Source organism: Parapedobacter sp. (assembly GCF_035556095.1).
In the GTDB taxonomy this organism is placed as follows: Bacteria; Bacteroidota; Bacteroidia; order Sphingobacteriales; family Sphingobacteriaceae; genus Parapedobacter.
On record NZ_DATMFT010000010.1, the window covers coordinates 63,860 to 85,628 of the forward strand.

Annotated in this window: 20 protein-coding genes and 1 pseudogene; 13 read left to right on the forward strand and 8 right to left on the reverse strand. The window is 47.8% G+C overall.

Annotated elements, in window-relative coordinates; genetic code table 11:
• Positions 1-4 precede the first annotated feature (4 nt).
• From VNQ80_RS20925 to purU, 3 genes are read left to right on the forward strand one after another with little or no spacing between them, the layout of a single operon-like run.
• Positions 5-289, forward strand: coding sequence for a type II toxin-antitoxin system RelE/ParE family toxin (locus tag VNQ80_RS20925; RefSeq protein ID WP_414692977.1), 285 nt, complete (start codon positions 5-7; stop codon positions 287-289).
• 22 nt (positions 290-311) lie between these two features.
• On the forward strand, positions 312-2,171 hold the full coding sequence (locus VNQ80_RS04640; RefSeq protein ID WP_325636288.1) for a DNA topoisomerase IV subunit B: 1,860 nt from the start codon (positions 312-314) through the stop codon (positions 2,169-2,171).
• A 6-nt stretch (positions 2,172-2,177) separates the two neighbouring features.
• Positions 2,178-3,020 (forward strand): formyltetrahydrofolate deformylase, encoded by an 843-nt coding sequence (gene purU, locus VNQ80_RS04645; RefSeq protein WP_325636289.1) that lies wholly within the window; start codon positions 2,178-2,180, stop codon positions 3,018-3,020.
• A 68-nt stretch (positions 3,021-3,088) separates the two neighbouring features.
• On the opposite strand, the gene VNQ80_RS04650 is transcribed toward purU, so the two are convergent.
• Genes VNQ80_RS04650 through VNQ80_RS04660 form a run of 3 tightly spaced genes read right to left on the reverse strand, consistent with a single transcriptional unit; the run spans position 3,089 to position 5,523 of the window.
• Positions 3,089-4,006, reverse strand: coding sequence for a class I SAM-dependent methyltransferase (locus tag VNQ80_RS04650; RefSeq protein WP_325636290.1), 918 nt, complete (start codon positions 4,004-4,006; stop codon positions 3,089-3,091).
• 7 nt (positions 4,007-4,013) lie between these two features.
• The gene (locus VNQ80_RS04655) at positions 4,014-4,766 is read right to left on the reverse strand and encodes an ABC transporter ATP-binding protein (RefSeq protein ID WP_325636291.1); all 753 of its coding nucleotides are present in this window, start codon (positions 4,764-4,766) and stop codon (positions 4,014-4,016) included.
• Positions 4,767-4,788: 22 nt separating this feature from the next.
• On the reverse strand, positions 4,789-5,523 hold the full coding sequence (locus tag VNQ80_RS04660) for an ABC transporter permease (protein ID WP_325636292.1): 735 nt from the start codon (positions 5,521-5,523) through the stop codon (positions 4,789-4,791).
• Here VNQ80_RS04660 and VNQ80_RS04665 point away from each other — a divergent pair.
• The 6 genes from VNQ80_RS04665 to ispG all read left to right on the forward strand — a co-directional run bounded on the left by VNQ80_RS04665 (position 5,500) and on the right by ispG (position 10,738).
• A complete protein-coding gene (locus tag VNQ80_RS04665) occupies positions 5,500-5,709 on the forward strand; it encodes a hypothetical protein (protein ID WP_325636320.1) in 210 nt (69 codons plus the stop codon). The two genes, VNQ80_RS04660 and VNQ80_RS04665, sit on opposite strands and share 24 nt — an antisense overlap.
• A 21-nt stretch (positions 5,710-5,730) precedes the next feature.
• Positions 5,731-6,450: an SDR family oxidoreductase gene (locus tag VNQ80_RS04670; RefSeq protein ID WP_325636293.1), complete on the forward strand. Its 720-nt coding sequence runs from the start codon at positions 5,731-5,733 to the stop codon at positions 6,448-6,450.
• A 13-nt stretch (positions 6,451-6,463) separates the two neighbouring features.
• Complete coding sequence (locus VNQ80_RS04675) at positions 6,464-7,063, forward strand: PspC domain-containing protein (protein ID WP_325636294.1); 600 nt, start codon at positions 6,464-6,466, stop codon at positions 7,061-7,063.
• Positions 7,064-7,073: 10 nt separating this feature from the next.
• Positions 7,074-8,027, forward strand: a complete 954-nt coding sequence (locus VNQ80_RS04680; protein WP_325636295.1) for a LiaI-LiaF-like domain-containing protein — start codon at positions 7,074-7,076, stop codon at positions 8,025-8,027.
• A 3-nt stretch (positions 8,028-8,030) separates the two neighbouring features.
• On the forward strand, positions 8,031-8,648 hold the full coding sequence (locus VNQ80_RS04685) for an RDD family protein (RefSeq protein WP_325636296.1): 618 nt from the start codon (positions 8,031-8,033) through the stop codon (positions 8,646-8,648).
• Positions 8,649-8,731: 83 nt separating this feature from the next.
• Positions 8,732-10,738 carry a (E)-4-hydroxy-3-methylbut-2-enyl-diphosphate synthase gene (gene ispG, locus VNQ80_RS04690; protein ID WP_325636297.1) on the forward strand — a complete coding sequence of 669 codons (2,007 nt, stop codon included), beginning with the start codon at positions 8,732-8,734 and terminating at the stop codon, positions 10,736-10,738.
• Between the two features lie 27 nt (positions 10,739-10,765).
• Here the strand turns inward: ispG and VNQ80_RS04695 are convergent, their stop codons facing one another.
• The 3 genes from VNQ80_RS04695 to VNQ80_RS04705 all read right to left on the reverse strand — a co-directional run bounded on the left by VNQ80_RS04695 (position 10,766) and on the right by VNQ80_RS04705 (position 13,953).
• Positions 10,766-11,221, reverse strand: a complete 456-nt coding sequence (locus VNQ80_RS04695) for a T9SS type A sorting domain-containing protein (protein WP_325636319.1) — start codon at positions 11,219-11,221, stop codon at positions 10,766-10,768.
• Between the two features lie 249 nt (positions 11,222-11,470).
• Entirely contained in the window at positions 11,471-13,171 is a 1,701-nt protein-coding gene (locus VNQ80_RS04700; RefSeq protein ID WP_325636298.1) for an amino acid permease, read from the reverse strand.
• 107 nt (positions 13,172-13,278) lie between these two features.
• Positions 13,279-13,953, reverse strand: a complete 675-nt coding sequence (locus VNQ80_RS04705; protein ID WP_325636299.1) for an ACP phosphodiesterase — start codon at positions 13,951-13,953, stop codon at positions 13,279-13,281.
• 123 nt (positions 13,954-14,076) lie between these two features.
• Here VNQ80_RS04705 and tyrS point away from each other — a divergent pair, with 123 nt between their 5' ends.
• Positions 14,077-15,360 carry a tyrosine--tRNA ligase gene (gene tyrS, locus VNQ80_RS04710; protein ID WP_325636300.1) on the forward strand — a complete coding sequence of 428 codons (1,284 nt, stop codon included), beginning with the start codon at positions 14,077-14,079 and terminating at the stop codon, positions 15,358-15,360.
• A 22-nt stretch (positions 15,361-15,382) separates the two neighbouring features.
• Here tyrS and VNQ80_RS04715 read toward each other — a convergent pair whose 3' ends face one another.
• Complete coding sequence (locus tag VNQ80_RS04715) at positions 15,383-16,123, reverse strand: DUF4397 domain-containing protein (RefSeq protein WP_325636301.1); 741 nt, start codon at positions 16,121-16,123, stop codon at positions 15,383-15,385.
• A gap of 210 nt (positions 16,124-16,333) precedes the next feature.
• Here VNQ80_RS04715 and VNQ80_RS04720 point away from each other — a divergent pair, with 210 nt between their 5' ends.
• Together VNQ80_RS04720 and VNQ80_RS04725 are read left to right on the forward strand one after the other, a co-directional pair.
• On the forward strand, positions 16,334-18,880 hold the full coding sequence (locus VNQ80_RS04720) for a DNA translocase FtsK (protein ID WP_325636302.1): 2,547 nt from the start codon (positions 16,334-16,336) through the stop codon (positions 18,878-18,880).
• Positions 18,881-18,957: 77 nt separating this feature from the next.
• A complete protein-coding gene (locus VNQ80_RS04725) occupies positions 18,958-19,617 on the forward strand; it encodes an outer membrane lipoprotein carrier protein LolA (RefSeq protein ID WP_325636303.1) in 660 nt (219 codons plus the stop codon).
• A 24-nt stretch (positions 19,618-19,641) separates the two neighbouring features.
• Here the strand turns inward: VNQ80_RS04725 and VNQ80_RS04730 are convergent, their stop codons facing one another.
• Positions 19,642-20,454, reverse strand: coding sequence for a lytic transglycosylase domain-containing protein (locus VNQ80_RS04730; RefSeq protein WP_325636304.1), 813 nt, complete (start codon positions 20,452-20,454; stop codon positions 19,642-19,644).
• Between the two features lie 587 nt (positions 20,455-21,041).
• On the opposite strand from VNQ80_RS04730, the pseudogene VNQ80_RS04735 reads away from it, so the two are divergent.
• Positions 21,042-21,758 (forward strand): annotated as a pseudogene (locus tag VNQ80_RS04735) (pseudouridine synthase); the annotation flags it as partial.
• Between the last annotated feature and the right edge of the window lie 11 nt (positions 21,759-21,769).

The window sequence follows — 21,769 nt, forward strand, 5'->3', positions numbered from 1 at the left end:
AAGTATGGAAGAGATCACTGTAATTTGGACAGAAACAACCAAGAAGCAATTACAGGAAATATATTTATACATCGCTGAAGAATCCATACTACAGGCAGACAAGGTTTTCAATAAACTTGTTGAATCTACAACAGGGCTATCCAATCATCCTAAAAAACATCCGTTGGATAAACACAAGATTAACAACAACGGAGATTACAGGGCCTACGAACTATTCCATTACCGGATTTCGTACCGAGCAGCTGATACTGCAATATACATACATTGTCCGAATAAGGAGTACCCATAAAAATCCAGAAGAATATTAATACATGACCGCATATAACGAAGATAGTATACGCTCGCTCGATTGGAAAGAACACATTCGGCTCCGGCCGGGGATGTATATCGGCAAGCTGGGTGATGGTTCAGCGTATGACGATGGCATCTACGTATTACTCAAAGAAGTGGTGGATAACTCAATCGATGAGTTTGTGATGGGCGCCGGGAGAACCATCGACATCAACATGAGCGAACAGAAGATTGCCGTGCGCGACTATGGCCGGGGTATCCCGTTGGGCTCGGTGGTAGATGTGGTGTCGAAGATCAATACAGGGGGTAAGTACGACAGTAAAGCCTTCCAGAAATCGGTCGGCCTCAACGGCGTCGGTACCAAAGCGGTCAACGCACTTTCCACATCGTTCACCGTGCAGTCGTACCGCGATGGGAAGACCCGGATTGCCGAGTTCGGCAAGGGAGAGCTGGTAAGGGACGAAGAGAAAACGACCACCCAACGAAACGGGACTGCCGTGACGTTTTACCCCGACGATAGTATTTTCAAAAACTACCACTACCGCGCAGAGTTCGTGGAAAACATGATTTGGAATTATGTCTTCCTCAACTCGGGGCTAACCATCAATTTCAACGGCCAGAAATTCGTGTCCGAAAACGGGCTTAAAGACCTACTTGAACGGAATATCGATGCGGAGTCCATGCGTTACCCCATCATCCACCTTAAGGGCGAGGATATCGAAATTGCGATGACCCACGGCCAGCAGTATGGAGAAGAGTATTACTCGTTTGTAAATGGGCAACATACCACGCAAGGGGGCACACACCAAGCGGCTTTCCGCGAAGCATTGGTGAAGACGGTGCGCGAGTTTTACAAGAAGGATTACGATGCGTCCGATATCCGGGCCTCCATCATTGGGGCTGTTGCCATCAAGGTGCAAGAGCCCGTATTTGAATCGCAAACGAAAACCAAATTGGGCTCGCAGAGCATTGGTCCCGAAGGCCCAACCGTCCGCACCTTTATCAACGATTTCCTCAAAAAAGCGCTCGACGATTACTTGCACAAGCACAGTGAAACGGCCGACGCTTTGCTGAAACGGATCATGCAGTCGGAACGCGAACGGAAAGATATCGCCGGCATCAAAAAGTTGGCCAACGAACGTGCCAAAAAGGCTTCGCTGCACAACCGTAAGTTGCGCGATTGCAAAGTGCACTATGGTGACAAGCATGAGTTAGCCCAGGAAACCACCCTGTTCATCACCGAGGGTGATTCGGCGAGCGGGTCGATTACCAAGTCGCGCAACGTGCAGACCCAAGCCGTATTCAGCCTCAAAGGCAAGCCGCTCAATGCATTCGGCCTCACCAAAAAAGTGGTGTATGAAAATGAGGAATTCAACCTCCTCCAGCATGCGCTCAATATTGAAGACGGATTGGATGGGCTCCGTTATAACCACATTGTCATCGCCACCGATGCCGATGTGGACGGCATGCACATCCGCCTGCTGTTGATGACCTTCTTCCTCCAATTTTTCCCCGACCTCGTGAAAGCGGGACATGTATCGATTTTACAAACGCCGTTATTCCGGGTGCGCAATAAAAAGGAGACCATTTATTGCTACAGCGATGAAGAGCGCCAACGTGCCATTATGAAATTAGGAGGCAAGCCGGAAATCACACGTTTTAAGGGCTTGGGAGAGATTTCGCCGGAAGAGTTCGGGCTGTTTATCGGCGAAGATATGCGACTTGATCCTGTCATCCTTTTAAAGGAACTGAAAATAAAGCAACTATTGGAATATTATATGGGCAAGAATACCCCCGACAGGCAAAAGCACATCGTAAACAACCTACGTGTAGAAATGGATATCGCCGAGGAATCGAAAACCGAAGAACTGGTGGCTTAATAGATCATGATAAACCAAACCCTTATTCTTATCCAGTGCCACGATGCTGTGGGACTGGTTGGCCAGATTGCCAATACGGTAGCACACCATTCCCTCAACATCGTCACCATGCGCGAATACGTGGACGAAGCAGCCGAACGTTTTTACGTGCGGATTGTGTGCGCCGGGAAAGCAGAAAACAACGAGCTGCTCACCGCCGACCTTATCGAGGCATTGCCAGTAGGCGCTACAGTAACGGTTAACCCACCGCAGCAGAAGCGGCTGGCCATTCTGGTAACCAAAGAACACCATTGCCTCGGCGACATCATTGTTCGTTACTTTTTCAATACGTTGGGTGCCGAAGTATGCTGCGTGGTGGGAAATTACGACGAGTTGAGTGCATTTACCCAACGATTTAACATCCCATTTTACCATGTAACCCACGAAGGGAAATCCAAAGCGGAATTTGAGTTGGAGATTGCGCACCTATTGGATTCGCACCGCCCGGACTACATCGTACTGGCTAAGTTTATGCGGATACTTTCGGCCGATTTCGTCAATCGTTATACAGGTCGTATTATCAATATCCACCATTCGTTTCTTCCAGCGTTCATTGGGGCCAGCCCATATAAACAGGCACACCAACGGGGCGTGAAGCTGATTGGCGCTACGGCCCATTTCGTGACCAGTGACCTCGACCAGGGTCCAATCATTGCGCAGGATATACGCCCTGTAAACCACAGCTACACCGTAAAAGATATGGTACGCGCTGGCAAGGAAGTCGAGAAATCGGTACTAAGTAAGGCATTGCGGCTGGTCATCGAAGACCGGGTTATCATTACGGGGAATAAGACGGTGGTTTTTGAGTAGGATAAAAAAATTGGACGCGGATTACACCCGATTAAGTGGATTTACACAGATTTTGCGGGAGCGACCCGTTAGCCTAACTTTTTAAACTTTCCAAATACGCCCAACGGCAACTTACTCCCTGCAGTAGACTGCAAATATAGCTCGCCCGTTTCGAGGTTTTGTACATCCGGCAACGCCGCCTTGATCAGGTTTTCGACAATGACCGACGAGAATCCTAATGAATACGTGTTCAAGATCAAAAAATGCTCTTGCGGGTCGAGTAGCTGGACAACATCGCGCATCATCTCGGCAATATGGTCTTCCAACTTCCATTTCTCACCCTTCGGTCCGTGCCCGTAGGCCGGTGGGTCGAGGATGATGCCGTGGTACTGGTTGCCACGCTTCAGCTCGCGCTTCACGAATTTAAGTGCATCTTCGACAACCCAGCGCGTATCTGAGAGGCCTGACAGCTCCTGGTTTTCGTTGGCCCACGTAACCACCTGCTTAATGGAGTCCACGTGTGTGGTAACCGCACCCGCAGCACGCGCAATCAGGGACGCCCCGCCGGTATAGGCAAACAGGTTGAGCACCTTGGGGCGCGGCGTACGAAATGATTTTATAGCCCCGGAAATATAGTCCCAATTGACCGCCTGTTCGGGAAAAACCCCGACATGTTTGAACGAGGTAAGGCCGAGGCGCATTTTGATGGCAACATCGTGATTACGGTAGCTAATATGCCAGCGGTCAGACAGCTTAGGATTTTTTTTGATCCAATCGCCACTGGTGGCGGACCGTCCCCTAAATCGGATATCGTGCCTTTTCAGCCATTCCGCTTCTGCAAGTCCCTTCGCCCACACCGCCTGCGGTTCGGGCCGGATCAGTATGCGGTCGCCAAACCGCTCCAGCTTTTCAAAATTACCACAATCGATGAGCTCGTAGTCTTCCCAATACTGGGGCGTAAGAAGTTGGATGTCGTTGTTCGCTGCCAAAGTAAGCTTATCTTCCATTTCCGTTCTAAAACCGTTCTTTTGCCGCTTTCATAAAGGGACTTGCGAACACAAAACTGTTCAATTCCTTCACATCTGAGTGGGCGATTTCCTTATTTGAGCCTTCCCACCATTTCTGCCCTTTGTATAAAAAGATGATGTAGTCACCGATACCCATCACCGAATTCATATCGTGGGTTACCACCACGGTAGTACATTGATATTCTTCGGTCAGTTCGGAGATCAATTCATCAATCACGATGGCTGTTTCTGGGTCGAGGCCGGAGTTCGGTTCATCGACAAAAAGATATTTCGGGCTCATGCTGATGGCACGGGCAATACCAACGCGCTTCTTCATCCCGCCCGAAAGCTCGGCTGGATACAGCTTGTTTCGCCCCGCAAGATTTACACGTTCCAAGCAAAAGTTGGCTCGGTCAATTTTCTCACTTCGGCTCATATCCGTAAACATCTCCAGCGGAAAGATGATATTCTGCTCTACAGTCATCGAATCAAACAAGGCCGAATTCTGAAATAACATCCCGATCTCCTTGCGGATGGGTATACGGTCTTCAAAATCCATTCGGGTAAAATCCTCGCCTTGGTAAAGAACTCTCCCCTGTTCGGGACGGTGCAACCCGACCATACATTTCAACAGCGTGCTCTTTCCCGATCCCGACCCACCGATAATCAAGCTGATCCGGCCCGGCTCGAACTTCGCATCAATGCCGCGTAATACATGGTTGTCACCGAATGATTTATGGATGTTTTGAACTTCAATCATATGATTCTATTGGTAAAAAGGGTTAGAGCATGAGGGCCGTTACAATATAATCGGCCACCAAAATGGTAATACAACTGATGACCACGCCACGCGTGCTGGCTTGGCCTACCTCCAACGCGCCGCCACGAACGTAAAACCCTTTGAAAGCCGAAACCGACGTGATAATAAACCCAAATACAAACGCCTTCACCAACGCCACCGCAACGGTATAACCAATAAACCCGTCAGTAATTCCGTTGATATAATCGGCCGGGGTAACTGCCCCCGAAAGTGAACCACCCAGAAGTCCGCCGACCAACGCCAGGAAAATGGACATGATCACCAATACCGGAATCATCGTAATGCCCGCCAATATTTTTGGAAGGATAAGGTATCCGGGTGCATTGATACCCATGATCTCCAATGCGTCAATCTGCTCCGTCACCCGCATGGAGCCGATCTGCGACGAAATAGACGAGCCCACTTTCCCCGCCAACACCAGCGCCGTGATGGTCGGACTCAACTCCAGAATACTCGAATCGCGGTTGATCTGCCCGATAACCGAAGTAGGAATCAAATCAGAAACCAATTGGAAAGCAATCTGCATGGTCATTACAGCACCCACAAAGGTAGAGATAATGCCAATTAGTCCCAGTGAGCCCACACCAATCTCGTTCATTTCATGGATGATTTCTTTCCAGTATATGCGCCATTTTTCCGGTCGCCGGAAGACCGATTTTAATAACAATAAGTATTGTCCGAAGTAGGTGAAAAACATATATTACTTGGGTATATTCAGTATGATATTGGATGCCATATAGTGGTTAAAGATACATGTTTTACGGTTATGAACGAAAATAACCGTGCTATTGTTTGGGATGCCAATAACAATCCTTGGGGCGACACCTTATTTAAAGAGCAAATGGAGCATTACCGAATTGCATTTAAAGTTCAATTTCGTTAAGTTTGATTAGAAAAAAAAAGTATGTCGTTATACAACAATTATACCGCTTTAATCACAGGTGCTACCAAAGGGATGGGACGTACCATCGCCGAAAAACTCGCCCAATCTGGCTATAACCTGTTGCTGATCGCCCGTGATAGCCAAGCACTTAAAGCACTTAAGGGAAGGCTCGAAACGCTGCATGTGGGTATCAATGTAGCCTATTTGACATGCGATTTTTCCAAACACGAACAGGTGAGTACGTTGATTACCACAATAGAAAACCTAGCAACGGATGTAGATATACTGGTTAATAATGTTGGCATATTCAAGCCTGCCTCCATACTGGATGAATCGGACGCTGATTTCAATCAGCAAATGCAAATCAACTACTACACGCCCCACCTCCTATCGCGCGCCATCGGCCGCCGCATGCGGCAAAACCGGCGTGGGCATATCTTCAACATCAGCTCGATAGCCAGCCGGGAGCCCGTATCATCCGCAGGCACATACACTGTAACAAAATTTGCAGTGCGGGGTCTAACCCATGTATTGCGGGATGAATTGAGGCCATACGACGTGAAAGTGACCGAAATCATCCCAGGTTCAACACTGACTTCCTCGTGGAAAGGCACCGAAGTCCCTGCCGACGAGTTTATACTGTCGACAGACATCGCTGAGGCTATCGTCACCTGTCTCCGGATGAGTAAAGGTGCCAATGTGGACGAAATCGTGATAAAACCAAAATACGGTAACAGTTAAAAAGGGATAATCCATGGAAAAGAAACTTCAACGCATACCGCATGAAGGTGCAGTGGCAGGTGTTTGCGCCGGTTTGGGGGCGTATTTCGGCATAGATAAGACTTGGGTACGAATAGCTTTCATCGGCAGCGTCTTTTTTTCCGGCTACATGGGAATTGGACTTTTGGGCCCTCTGGCCTATATCATTCTTTGGATTGTGCTTCCCATAAAATCTTTTGTGTTGCCGCACGACCCTTTTAACGTGGATTACAGAGCGCCGTCCGCCCAACCAATGGAGAGTTTCGAAGCCTACCCACCCCATGCGTGGGATAATGCTTCCAGGCCCGTAACACGCGGCACCAAGGTAAGCAAAGACCGGTACGTAGCGGGATTAATTTTAGTGATATTGGGGGTGTTCTTTTTGTTGCACCAGTTGGATATTTTCTATTGGCGCGATTTTGCCCGGTTCTGGCCTGTCCTCATCATCATCATGGGCCTAATCACCATCTTTGGCGCATTCAAGCAACAGAAGGCTAAACCGTTCTCGGTGAACGACACAGATGCGCAAGCGCCCCAAAATAAGCCAGACGACCCCGCCGACAATACAGGTAACGATCAGGCTTACACCAAATAATTGAATTGTTATGAACAAACAAAAACTAAGCTGGGGACTCATCCTACTGTTTGTAGGCGGTGTCTTGTTATTGGATAACCTCGACGTTATCGATTTCTACTGGCGGTCGGTGTTTAGCATGTGGCCCGTTATCCTCATCATCATCGGTGTCAACCTATTGGTACCCAAGCGTGGTATCGGAAATATCGTGTCGATCATTGTAACCGTTGCGGCATTAGCATTCCTTGCATTCCGAGGTACATTTCCACCGCACGACAACTGGTGGAACTTCGACAATAAGGGGTGGAAAGCAGAAAGAAGAATCTCGTCGAATAACAACGAGAGGCGGCAAAAATCGAGTGGGGTATTCACACATGCATATGACAGCACCATCACTACGGGGCACCTACACATTAAAGGCGGGGCGGTGGAATATGAAATCGAGGGGCTGACAGACGATTTGTTCCATGCTGAAGCCACAAGCACCATCGGAGCACACCAACTGGAAACCATAACTAACGGCTCCGATGCCAACCTCACGTTCAGTATGCGAGATACCGAGAAAGGGAATTGGAATATACGGGGTGATGAAAATTGGGCCAAAATCAGCTTAAACCGCAACCCGATATGGCGTATTTCACTCGATATGGGAGCAGGTACAGCGGAGTTCGACCTCACCAAGTACAAGATAGCGAGCCTTAATTTCAATGGTGGCGCTGCATCATTCGAAGCGAAACTGGGCATGCCACTTGACGAAACCACAATAACGGCCGAGTCAGGCGTAGCCAGCGTGGAAATCGAGATACCGCGTGCCGCGGCTTGCAAGATTGTTATTAAATCAGGGCTATCTTCGAGGGATTTCCCCGGATTCGTGAAACAAGAAGATGGTTCCTATACAACCGATGGCTATGACCGAGCCAGTCACCGGTTTGTTGTCAATCTAAAAGGTGGGCTGAGTTCATTCGCAGTGAAACGTTATGACTAAGCGATGAGCGCACTTCCCGATCGGTACGACGTGGTCATCCGGGGAAAACCCGAAGGGCCTTTCTCACTCGATGAATTACGCGGCATGAACCTGCTTCCTACCGACTTTGTGAAACCGGCTGGACAGCCCGAGTTTAAGGAATTACGTGAAATTGCCGAATTAAGTAACTTGTTGAATATCCCCTATCAAACCACTCGCCCGCAATATTTTGCTACCTTAGATATGCGCTTGCTTGCCACGGCAATGGACTATTTTATTGCGTTTTGCATATATGCGGTATTGGCCGCCATTTATCTCGGGGGCACGTCAAATGCAAAGGAAAGCGTCCCTACATTATTAATCGGGCTGGTTATTGTCCCCTGCACCAAATTTATCCTATGCGTGGCTACCGAAGGATCGAAAAAACAGGCTTCTATCGGCAAGATGCTTATTGGCGTAAAAGTGACCGATGAACAGGGCAGGCCTATCGGCTATGGAAAAGCTTTGGGCCGGAATCTTGCCAAATTAGTAGGGATTGCTACGTTGGGTATCGGGTTTTTTACGGGATTCTTCGATCGGCGGCAACAATGCCTGCATGATAAGATTGCCGGAACGCTGGTTATTAAAGACCGGTTGATTTAATTATATCATCCATTATCCCTAAGTTTCGCCTGACAGCTCATAATTTGCCTATTTCTGGCAATTTAGCTAAGTTTGCAGTACGCATGGACACGAAAATCGGAAACTCGCTCCCTGGGGGCTATTGCAACTCGTTAACGGAATATTCCAGGTGGCATACCCGTGAAGTGCCCATTGGCTATATACCGATGGGCGGCGACAACCCTATCCGTATCCAAAGCATGACTACGGTAGACACCATGGATACCATCGGGTCCGTAGAACAGACCATCCGGATGGTTGACGCCGGCTGCGAATACGTGCGTATTACCGCCCCCAGCATCAAGGAAGCCAATAACCTGGGCGAAATAAAAAAGGAATTGCGTAAGCGGGGTTATGATGTACCCCTTGTCGCCGATATCCACTTTACGCCGAATGCGGCTGAAGTCGCCGCGCGTATCGTGGAAAAGGTGCGCATCAATCCCGGCAATTATGCCGACAAGAAAAAGTTCGACCAACTGAATTATACAGCGTCGGCCTACCAGTCGGAGTTGGAACGTATTTATACGAAGTTTGCACCACTGGTTAAAATATGCAAAGAATACGGTACGGCGATGCGGATTGGCACAAACCATGGTTCGCTTTCCGACCGTATCATGAGCCATTACGGCGATACTCCAGAGGGGATGGTCGAATCGGCAATGGAGTTTATCCGCATTTGCGAGGACCTCGATTATCACCGCATTGTTGTGTCGATGAAATCCAGCAATCCACAGGTAATGGTACGTGCCTACCGACTCCTGGTAGAGACCATGGTGGCTGAAGGGATGAATTATCCACTGCACCTTGGCGTAACCGAAGCCGGCGATGGCGAAGATGGCCGCATCAAGTCGGCAGTAGGTATCGGCACGTTGCTGGAGGATGGACTGGGCGACACGGTACGTGTATCCCTCACAGAAGAGCCGGAACTTGAAGCACCGGTGGCAATAGCACTGGTAAACCGATATAAAGCGCGTCAGGAAATATATGCCCGGAAAGCGACAAACTTGCCCAGCGAACGCTCGCCAGCGAACGCTAGCAAACCGGTCGGCTATGCTTCACGTGAAGTCAATGTATTCATTGGAGGAGCTCAGGTGCCGCGAGTGGTAGTGGATATTTCACAAAAGAATCTCAAAGACCCCCATATCCTAACCGATGTCGGATATAAATACGACCCATGGCTCGACAAATACCACATGGGCGAGCAGTCTGTCGATTTCGTATACCTTGGCGATGCACTTCCTTCGTTTGCCATGCCTGGCAACCTGAAGCAACTGTATGACTACACCACATGGTTGGATATCAAAGACAAAACCAACATTCATCCATTGTTTTCATTAAACCAGTTTGTCGAAGCAGACGAAAGGGACCCGAACTTGAATCTGGTAAGGGTACGGTATACCGATGTGGGAACGCCTGCATTTGAAGCACTGCCGTTAGACCAAACGATCGTTTTCGTGGTAGAGACCGATGAGCCGCATGGCATGGCGGACCAACGTCAATTTTTTGGTGTACTCTCCGATTTAGGTCTGGACAATCCGGTAATCATCCGACGGCACTACCCTGCCACTGAATTCGCTGGGCCAGCTGGCAACCTGATGGATCCGGAGGAACCGTTATCAAAATTGCAATTATACGCCGCTACGGACATGGGGGGATTACTGGTAGATGGAATGGGCAGTGGGATATGGATAGATTCGCCAGCCACCCCTACTGACAAATTGGTGTCTGCATCATTTGGTATCCTCCAAGCGACCCGCTCGCGCATTTCAAAAACAGAATACATTTCGTGCCCCAGTTGTGGTCGTACGTTATTCGACTTGCAAGAAACCACTCAAATGATACGCGGCAGAACAAACCACCTCAAAGGTCTCAAAATCGGAATCATGGGGTGTATTGTAAACGGGCCGGGCGAGATGGCAGATGCGGATTATGGATATGTCGGCGCAGGCCCCGGCAAAATCACGCTCTATCGTGGCAAGGAAGTAGTTAAACGAAACGTCAGCACAGCCAATGCGCTAGACGAACTCATAGAAATCATCAAGGAAGACGGTCGATGGATCGATCCAGAATAGCACGGAAAGAAACAGATAATCCAAAAATTAAAGCACCGAAATACGTTTCACCACGGTTTCCGAACCCGCGGATACCCGGATGAAATAAAACCCATTTGTCAGTTTATTGTTGGTTTCAAACACATGGCTTTGAGGCCCGGAATCCAACTCCTGATTAAGTAACGTCATCACTTCATTGCCCAGCGCATCCATCACCTTAATAGATACCGTACTCTGTTTATCCAGTCGATAGGAAAGACTGATCTGATCAACAATAGGATTCGGGAAAACTTTCACGCTGCTCAGCAGCTTTTCGTTGGGAACGTCGCTCGTCTTAAATGGAAAGAAACTTTTGAACGAGGAAAAGAACGACCGCTGGGCACGCTTGTCGGTAGATGAAGAGGCCAGTTCGGTTACTTTAGCATCAGCATCCTTCGCCACACGACTCGTATCCGCAGCAACCGCACGCTCCTGCGCAGCATCTGCACTCCCCACGAGAATCACCGTGCTCAACGTTAGTATTGTAATAATGTGATGTAAAAACTTCCTCATAGGGTCTCAATCATTCGATTCAAGGTATCATGCGTTGGCTCTAATTTAAGTTCTCTAAATCACATCCCATGCCCTTACCTCATACAAAGATAGGCCATCGTGCCCAATGCACCTAGACAAATATAGGTTTTTTTATTAATTTAACAATTTTTAACAACATATTACGTTGCCCCCTACTTTGCCCCAACTAAGCACCCCAGATCATGCATCGACCTCCGCTGTAGAGGCAGCATTGAGCTTAGAATGCCGATAGCCGTATCCGAAATAAACCACCAGTCCCATGGCCAGCCATACGAGGAAAATAAACCAATTGCTCGCCCCAAGCTGCGACATCAGGTAAAGGTTTACCAGAATACCGGCAACCGGTAAAAGGGAGAACCGGTGACGGTACCCCATGACACAAAGAACAACCCATACCAGCCAGAAGATGATAATCAGCAGTTTGTGTTCAACAATATCAGCAATTGACATATTGCGCCACTCCGCAATAGTGTCTTGCCCAAAATGGTAAACACCGTAAATCGCAACTAATAGCGCCGCGGTGATGAGGTATCGGCCATTAATATAGGGCACTTTGAATTTGGATTGTTTGGAAATCCCCGAGTAATCCATATAGAGTACGCCGGAACACACCAGTATAAATGCGAAAAATGTACCCACGCTGGTGAGATCCACGAAGAAATCCATCTTGAAAAACAACGCCGGCACAGCCACCATGAAGCCCGTCACAATCGTTGCGAACGAGGGTGTCTTATATTTAGGGTGGATGGTAGCAAACCGTTTCCAAAGCAACCCATCCCGACTCATGGTCATCCATATCCGTGGCTGAGCAAGCTGGAAGACCAATAGCGCACTGGTAATGGCTACCACCGATGTTACCGAAACAATTCCCGCCATATAGTCTACCCCTACATACTCAAAAACAAAAGACAACGGATCCTTTACATTAAGCTCGGTATAGTTAACCATTCCGGTTAGTACCAACGTTATCAAAATGTATAAGACAGCACAGATCAACAGGCATAAAATCATAGCTTTGGGTAGGTCTCGCTGTGGGTTCCTGCATTCTTCGGCTGTTGTAGATATGGAATCAAATCCGATGAAGGCGAAAAACACGGCAGCTACGCCACTAAGCACACCCTCCACACCATTGGGAGCAAACGGCACCCAATTTTCGGGCTTTACAAAAAAAGCACCACCAAAAATAACGAACAAAATCACACCGATTTTAATCGCAACCATCACATTGCTCGCCGTTCTCGATTCCTTGATACCGATATAGACCAGCCAAGTGACCAAAAAGGTTATCAATCCAGCGGGCAGGTCAAAGATGATCGGAATATCACCAAGCCGGGGAGCTTGCTCGTAAGCCATCGCCGCCGTCCGATCTGCTGCAGATAAGGTATTTATCCCCTGTTCCTGCAACCGCGCGAAAGCTTCCGAAGCATAGGCGGGCGCCATCGTCATCCATCCTGGCAAATGGATCCCAAAGCCACCGAGCATACTTACAAAATACTGCGACCAAGAAATGGCTACCACCATATTGGACACCGCATATTCGAGGATAAGTGCCCAACCGATAATCCACGCAAATAATTCGCCAAAAGCCACATAAGCATACGTATAAGCACTCCCTGAAACGGGCACCGTACTGGCAAATTGTGCATAAGACAGGGCCGTAAATACACAAGCGACGGCCACGAAAACGAACAATAGCGACACGGCAGGGCCTCCATTAAAACTAGCCAAGCCGATGGTACTGAATATGCCTGCCCCCACGATAGCCGCCACGCCTAACGATACTAAGTCGCGTACGCCTAACACCTTCTCGAGACCCCCCGTCTTAGCCGACGTCTTTATAATCTGTTCTACGGTTTTTTTGCGAAAAAGCCTGTTTGCCATACCGCCAATTGTTGGCTTAAATTGAGTTCCAACGGCTCAAACATAATAAAAAATATTTGTCAGCCCCGCGTTAGCGATATTATTTTACGAGTAAATCGAAGCAGATGTTAAGAGAGGTGAGCCTCAATGTCGTCAAAAATAGACCGGAAGTCCTCATCCAATACGGTCGCATAATCCGCAAGTGCCGCAGTTATTAAAACCCGTTGTTCGTCAGGAAGTTGTACATCCCAAAGCCTGCGGCAGATATTGATGATGGCATAGGTTATCTGATCAAAGTGCCGATAGCTGCCGATATACTGTGCCCGCATAAAACTATTGAAATAGGTGAAAAAAAATGTGGTATCCGGCACTTCACACAAGGTCAGGAAGCGAGCAACCATGTCCCGGTCTACCGCAGCCAAGCACCCGTAAAAATCCGACTCATGCACCGATTGATGACGAAGGAGCAGGTGATCAAGTAGAAGCTCAAGGGCAATATGCGACAGAAACGAAGGTCTAATCGGCGTATTGGCCACCGTAGGCGTCAGCAGTAGTTTCAACCCGTGCGTATGGGTGTAAAAAAATGGTGCATTATGAAAGTAACGGTCTGCTTCCACATGACGGCCCCACCCACGGTAAATATTGGCCAGCTTTGGGTTGCCGTCAAAACGCTGTTCGTATTTATGTGGCAATACATTAATGTCCTTATCTGCATTCTTAATCAAATCCGGCAGTACACACCCTACCACCAGTTCGGGGTTGCGGTTGTAACGCTCGAAATAATAATGCGAGAGGAAATTCATGCAGCCATTTAATACACATTCAACACTTATTGTGCCAAGGTAACGAATTAACCTGATAATTTTATGGCGCATTCTGCTATCTTTGCCGTCGTATTGATTACGCATTGAATAGTTAAGATAGCAATGGGTTTCGTTGATGAATTACGTTGGCGGGGTATGCTGCACGATATCATACCCGGCACGGAAGAGCAATTACTCAAAGAAAAAACAGCAGGATATATTGGTTTCGATCCCACCGGTGATTCACTTCACGTGGGACACCTCACACAACTGATGACACTTATCCACTTCCAACGGGCAGGCCATCGGCCGGTGGCGTTGGTAGGTGGCGCTACAGGTATGGTGGGTGATCCATCGGGGAAGTCAGCCGAGCGTAACCTCTTAGACGAAGACACACTGGCACATAATGTTGCCTGCCTAAAAAAACAGCTTGCTAAGTTCCTCGATTTTTCTGAAGGGGAGCATGGCGCAACAATGGTCAATAACTACGATTGGTTCAAGGGATTCGGCTTTTTGGATTTTATCCGCGATGTGGGTAAACACATTACGGTAAACTACATGATGGCTAAAGATTCGGTGAAAAAGCGGCTTGAAGGTGAAAATGGCCTATCATTTACCGAGTTCTCTTACCAATTGATACAGGGTTACGATTTCTTCTACCTATGGAAAAACCACGGCTGTGCCCTCCAGATGGGCGGATCAGACCAGTGGGGCAACATCGTCACCGGCACGGAGCTCATCCGTCGGAAGGAAAGTGGCACGGCTTACGGCCTCACCACTCAGCTTATCAAGAAAGCCGATGGCAACAAATTCGGAAAAACGGAAAGCGGGGCCGTATGGCTCGACCCCGAAAAGACCTCGCCTTATCGGTATTACCAGTTTTGGCTCAATGCGAGCGATGAAGATGCTAAAAACTGGATCAAAATATTTACCCTGAAATCAAAAACGGAGATAGATACGCTTATCGCAGAACACGATGCTTCACCACACCTGCGGATCGTCCAGAAAGCATTAGCAAAAGACATCACCATCCGTACCCACTCGGAATCGGATTATGAAACCGCTGTAAAAACGTCCGACTTCTTGTTTGGCAATGGCTCACTCGAATTCCTAGATAGCCTATCGCATACTGCCGTGCTGGATGTATTTGATGGTGTACCACAGTTCATCATCTCACGTCGTTCATTGGACAGTGGTTTACCTGTATTGGATTTATTGGCTGTTGATAGCACCGTTTTCCCGTCAAAGGGCGAGGCACGCAAAATGATACAAGGTGGCGGTGTATCTATAAATAAACTCAAAATCAACGATATTACACAGGAATTTCGTGCAGACGATCTGGTAAACGATAAGTACTTGATTGTACAGCGTGGAAAGAAAAATTATTTCCTTTTGATTGCGGAATAAAGAAATGGAAAAATCCGCTCATTCAATGGGAAATAATACCGTGGCCGAAAGCCAACGTGGCATCACCGGCATTGTCAATTAATCCGCTCACCCACACCGTGTAAATCATACCCGCTTCGGGCACAAATTCGAATGTATGTAACAAGGCCTCACCATCGTGTTCAATGAAATTGATGGTATAGGTGATGTCGCCCTCAACGGCTGCGAAACCCGTGGTCTCCTTAAATGCTTTATCATCGATGCGCAACGTGTTTCCATCGCTCCCGGTGTAGACCTCGAAATCCAACGTCGGTGCGTTAGGACTTAAATGGACGAAGCGAACCTTTGCTTTTCCTTCCGTAGGATGAGTCAGATCGTCTTCCGTAGCCAACACTTCGATATCATCGTATCCTACCACATATAAAGAATAAAACTTGCCTGGTATAAAATTCACCGTTTTCTGAACAATCGGTTTAGCATTGGGGTAATCCATCGGATTAACTATACTTACTACCCTGTTATTTGGCCACGCATTTTTATAGGGTAATGTATCCGAATACGCAAATTCCTCGTCCTGCCAAATCTCATTGTCGAAATTGAGTTTATTTTGGCCCAAAAATACATCCAATTGTCCCGACCCGGGTATGGCGTTCAACGCCCGCACCGCAGCAACTTGATACACTTGGTTATCATCTTTGAGGCACCCTCCCACCAGTGCGCCCATAGCCAGCATCGCTATAGTCAAAAACCACCTTTCTATTCTTACCTTTCCAAATGGCTTCATTTAGTCTTTAACCTTAATCGTTCAAAAATTCAGCAATCAGCTTTTCTAAGCCTATCTTGTAAGAAATAACGAGGCACTAGGCTTCATTGCTACAGCCCCGATGGAGATTTCACCCGCATGGCTGTTGCGTGGTTGTTGCCCTACAATGCAGTACGGTCGATAATCGGCAAAAAATACGTAAGTTTGTCTCAAACAAAACGTGTGCTTTAGATGTCCGGAAAAGCGAATTCATTCAGAAAAAATATTCGAAATGATGCGGAAGGTCAACCCTCCCGACGTAGGAAACGTGACTCGAAATCACCAAACCTGAGGTCTGTAAGCCTTTTTGGCGACAAGGCTATTAAAATAGTAGGACTGTTCCTCCTCATTCTGTCTGTATACTTCCTTATTGCGTTTATATCCTACTTATTTACCTGGAAAGAAGATCAAAGCTACGTGTCGGTAGCAAACGGTGGCTGGCACACCTTGTTCAAAACCCGTGAAGAACTCGACCTCGCCGGCATAGAGGCCCCTGTTGTCCAGAATTGGATGGGCAAAGTCGGTGCCCTACTTGCTCACCAATTTATTTACAAATGGTTTGGTATCGCTTCTTTCCTCTTTGTTGGGATCTTATTTACCATCGGCTACCGGCTGCTATTCAAAGTGAAGATCATTTCTACATGGAAAGTACTGGGATACGCATTGTTTTCGTTGATTTTCATTTCTGTTACCCTCGGTTTTATACATGGGTTCGTGAGCGACTACCCACATTTTTTAGAAGGTGAATTTGGTTTTTGGTCTAACCGGTTGCTCGAAGCGCAAATTGGCACTGCCGGCGTAGCCGGCTTATTGATTTTCACCATTTTTACCACGCTCATCGTTCTGTTTAACTTCGATTTCAAATTAAGCCCGCGCCGTAGTAGGGCCACATCGGACCCGGCAGGCGATGCCACGGCAGGCAACAGCGTTGTGCGCAATGAGGAACGCTATGTGCAGGAGTCGGAATATCGAGTCGACCCGGTGGAATTCAGCCTTAATCGGGCAAAGGAAGCTGAACAGCAGAACGAAAAACTGCAACAAAACATCAACACACCCAAGCCCACGTCAGTGGAAGACGACGTAACTCCCGATTTTACCGTGGAAGAACCGCGTGAAAAAACAGCGGTCAAAAATGAAATAAAAACACCGGCATTGACCGTTGCCGCCATTAAAGAAGAGAAACCCAGTACAGCTGACGAACTCGTGGAAAAAGTAGGCCAATATGATCCGAAACTCGACTTGTCGGGCTATCAATACCCCACCCTAGACTTGCTGCGCGACTACGGATCGGGCAAAATTACAGTGAATAACAATGAATTAGAAGCCAATAAAGATAAGATTGTAGACACGTTGGGCAACTATAACATCGAAATATCAAAAATCAAAGCGACCATCGGCCCCACCGTTACACTCTACGAAATCATTCCCAAACCGGGAGTGCGCATCTCCAAAATAAAAAACCTTGAAGATGATATCGCACTGAGTCTGGCCGCTTTGGGTATCCGTATCATTGCCCCTATGCCCGGCAAGGGAACAATTGGTATTGAAGTGCCCAATAGCCACCCCGAAATGGTATCCATGCGGTCCGTACTGGCAACCGAGAAATTCCAACATACAGACATGGACCTTCCCATCGCACTGGGCCGCACCATATCGAATGAAGTATATATTGCCGACCTTACTAAAATGCCCCACTTATTGGTAGCAGGTGCCACTGGCCAAGGTAAGTCGGTCGGCATCAATGCCATTCTCACATCGCTGCTCTATAAGAAACATCCGGCAGAACTTAAATTTGTACTGGTAGACCCCAAGAAGGTGGAACTCTCATTATTCAGGAAAATTGAGCGCCATTTCTTGGCAAAACTGCCCGGCGAGGAAGATGCGATCATAACCGATACCAAAAAAGTAATCAATACGCTCAATTCACTGTGCATTGAAATGGATACCCGGTACGACTTGCTGAAAAACGGTCAAGTACGGAACCTAAAGGAATACAATCAGAAATTTATTAATCGGCGACTCAATCCAGAAGAAGGACATCGGTTCCTTCCTTTTATTGTACTGATTGTCGACGAATTTGCCGACCTGATGATGACGGCCGGCAAAGAAGTGGAAACACCTATCGCCCGGCTGGCTCAATTGGCACGTGCCGTAGGCATACACCTCGTTATTGCCACACAACGCCCCTCCGTAAACATCATCACCGGAACCATTAAGGCCAACTTCCCAGCACGATTAGCATTCCGGGTACTTTCTAAAGTCGACTCGCGCACCATTCTCGACTCGGGAGGCGCAGACCAGCTCATTGGTCGTGGCGACATGTTATTGTCTACCGGAAGCGATCTGACTCGGATACAATGTGCGTTTGTGGACACGCCTGAAGTGGAAGAAATATCCGACTTCATTGGCAACCAACGTGGGTACCCCTCGGCGCTACTCCTGCCCGAATATGTTGGCGAAGATGGTGAAGGCGGAATGGACGACTTCGATATGGCCGACCGCGATGTGATGTTCGAAGATGCAGCCCGCCTGGTGGTACTTCATCAGCAAGGCTCAACTTCACTTATCCAACGCAAGCTCAAGCTCGGTTATAACCGTGCCGGTCGGATTATCGACCAATTGGAGGCCGCGGGAATAGTCGGACCATTTGAGGGCAGCAAAGCGCGAGAAGTGTTATTTCCAGACGAATATTCATTGGAACAGTTTTTGGACAGCTTGAAGAAAGAAGGTGAGAAATGAAACCTGCCACAACAGTGACATCGCAGTGGACGTACATGCAGGTTCCATGAGGTAGTTAAAAAGTAACTGGTTTTCAAATGAACAAGTCCATATATACAGTAATCATACTGGTCACGCTCGTTATAAATACAGTTTTTCCGGGCTATGCACAAACGGACGCCGCCGCAAAAACACTGCTCGACAAGGTTGGCCAAACCTATGAGGCATATAAAACCATGCAGGCGGAGTTTTCGCTTGAGATTAAACAAGCGCAGCAAGCGCCCCATACCGAGTTGGGGAAAATTTACATGGATAAGTCGACAGGCAAATACCGTATCACCACAGCTAGCCAAGACATCATCAGCGATGGAAAAACACAATGGATGGTGCTCAAGGACGTTGGCGAAGTTCAGATTACCGATGTTGCACCCGCTTCCGATGCGATATCACCAACCAATATTTTTTCCTTTTATAAAGAAGGTTACAAATACGTCTCGTCGGCCGATGAACATGTGGGTGGCAAGCCACTCGCTGCCGTTGAACTCATACCGGAAGATACCAATACGCCGTATTTCAAAATCAAGCTCCGCGTCGACGAAAAAACACACCAGATACATGATGTCACTATCTTCGACAAAGGCGGGAACCGATTCGTTTACACCATAAAAAATGCCAAGGTAAATCCATCGCTTGCAAGCAACCTATTTGCTTTCCGACAAACGGATTATCAGGATGTGGAAATCGTAGACCTCCGGTAAGCGCCAAAGACCAGACCCTAAAGTCTACAACGTGCTGTTGTTCTGTGAATCGGCAGCGGATGAAACGTCAGCCAAACGTACGCCGCTGCGACGGTAACCATGTATATTTGGATGCTCTATGATTTCCTTCACGGAGATCAGTTTATACACGTAGCTTCCCGTTTCCCTGTTCAATTTTAACCGAAAGTAATTGTCTTCCCGCTGCCGGTTGATGGCCCTTAGTAGATTACCTTCACCAATATTGAATGCCGCGGCTACCAGCGTCCAGCTATTGAACTCCCTGTATAGCGCCTTGATGTATTTCGCGGCTGCTGCCGTGGACTTCTCGATATCCTGCCGTTCGTCAATGACACCGTCAACACGCAATCCAAATGACCTCGCCGTAGCGGGCATAAACTGCCAATATCCCGAAGCACCGCGGTGCGATGTCGTACCACTGGTAAAACCACTTTCGACCAAGGGGATATACTTGAAATCTTCAGGAACACCGTGTGCACGAAGGATTGCCGCTACCTTGGGCAGCGCATGCAGCGCTTTGCGGTGCAACCCATGGGAACGCCGTTTAGCGTAGGAATATTCACGGAGATACCGCATCATTTTCTGTTCTATCTGCTGATCACCAAGCGGCACGTTTTCATCAGCGAAAGACAATGATGCAAAATAAGGGGTGTTTCGGATAGCACTGATATCCTCTTGCATGAGTATCTGTTGAGTCAACGAATCATCAGACCATGCTTCGGTGTGCAACTCATCGGCTGACACTTCGTGGGTGTACAGCTTGGAGAGCGACACCGCCAGGAAAACCGCGCCGAAACAGAGCAGTTGTTTTTTTATCATTCAATACCTTTTCTGCAACTTAACGGTCATAAACCGACACGATAAATTGCTTGTTCCAAAAAGCTGGCGACAAAAATAAAAATTATATTGTTAATATACAAATAGTTACAAAAACACGCCTTGTACTTTAACATATTTTAACGTAACTTTTCCAGTTATTTCATCGTAAAAAAAGACCTATAAGCCATTTAACCGGTATTTTTTGACTACTTTTGCAGCTTACATTTTTACGGTAAAAAATCATGCCATTTAGTAACAAAAGGAACAGTCGCGATGACAACTCCAACCGCCGGCGCCGGTCAGCCTCCGACTCCTCACATGCAAAAGGCCGCAAGTTTCATAGCCACAATACATCCGATAATGAAAAACGGGGACCTCATGACAGGTCAGGCAGATCCGACGAACGACGGAAAGACACAGGCACAAATACCCCACCCAATAACGATTTTAAACGAAGCGGACAGTCACGCTATAATTCAGAGCGACGCACGTATGGCAACAAGTCTTATGACCCGTCCAAGAAGCGGCGCGAACGGACGGATGTCCGTACGAAACCAAACACCACCGTTGGGGAAATCAAAGAAGACGGACTCATACGGCTTAACCGATACATAGCCAATGCAGGCATTTGTTCCAGACGGAAAGCCGACGAACTGATAGAAGCAGGCGTCATTACGGTCAATGGGAATGTGGTCACCGAGTTGGGCAGTAAAGTAGATCCTGCAAAGGATGAAGTGCGGTACAACGGTGAGCGCTTACGCCGGGAGAAAATGGTCTATGTCCTGTTGAATAAACCGAAGGACTACATCACTACTACAGACGACCCCCAAGAAAGGCGCACCGTAATGCAACTGGTGGCTAAAGCTACCCGCGAACGCATTTACCCGGTTGGAAGGCTAGACCGCAATACCACAGGTCTGCTGTTACTGACCAATGATGGTAGTCTTGCCGAAAAACTGTCCCATCCCCGCAATAACATTGCTAAGATATACAACGTAGAACTGGATAAAAACCTGACACAAGGTGATCTGAATAAAATTGAATTCGGTTTGGAACTTGAAGATGGATTTGTCAAGCCCGATGCGATCAGCTATGTGCAAGGAGCAAGCAAACGGGAAATCGGTATCCAGATCCATAGTGGTAAAAACCGGATTGTTAGACGGATATTCGAACATCTTGGTTATGACGTCATCCGATTGGACCGTGTGGTGTATGCAAATCTCACCAAAAAGGATCTCCCACGCGGGCGGTGGCGCTACCTCGAAGAAAAGGAAATCATCCAGCTCAAACATTTTATCCGGTAATTTTAGATTTA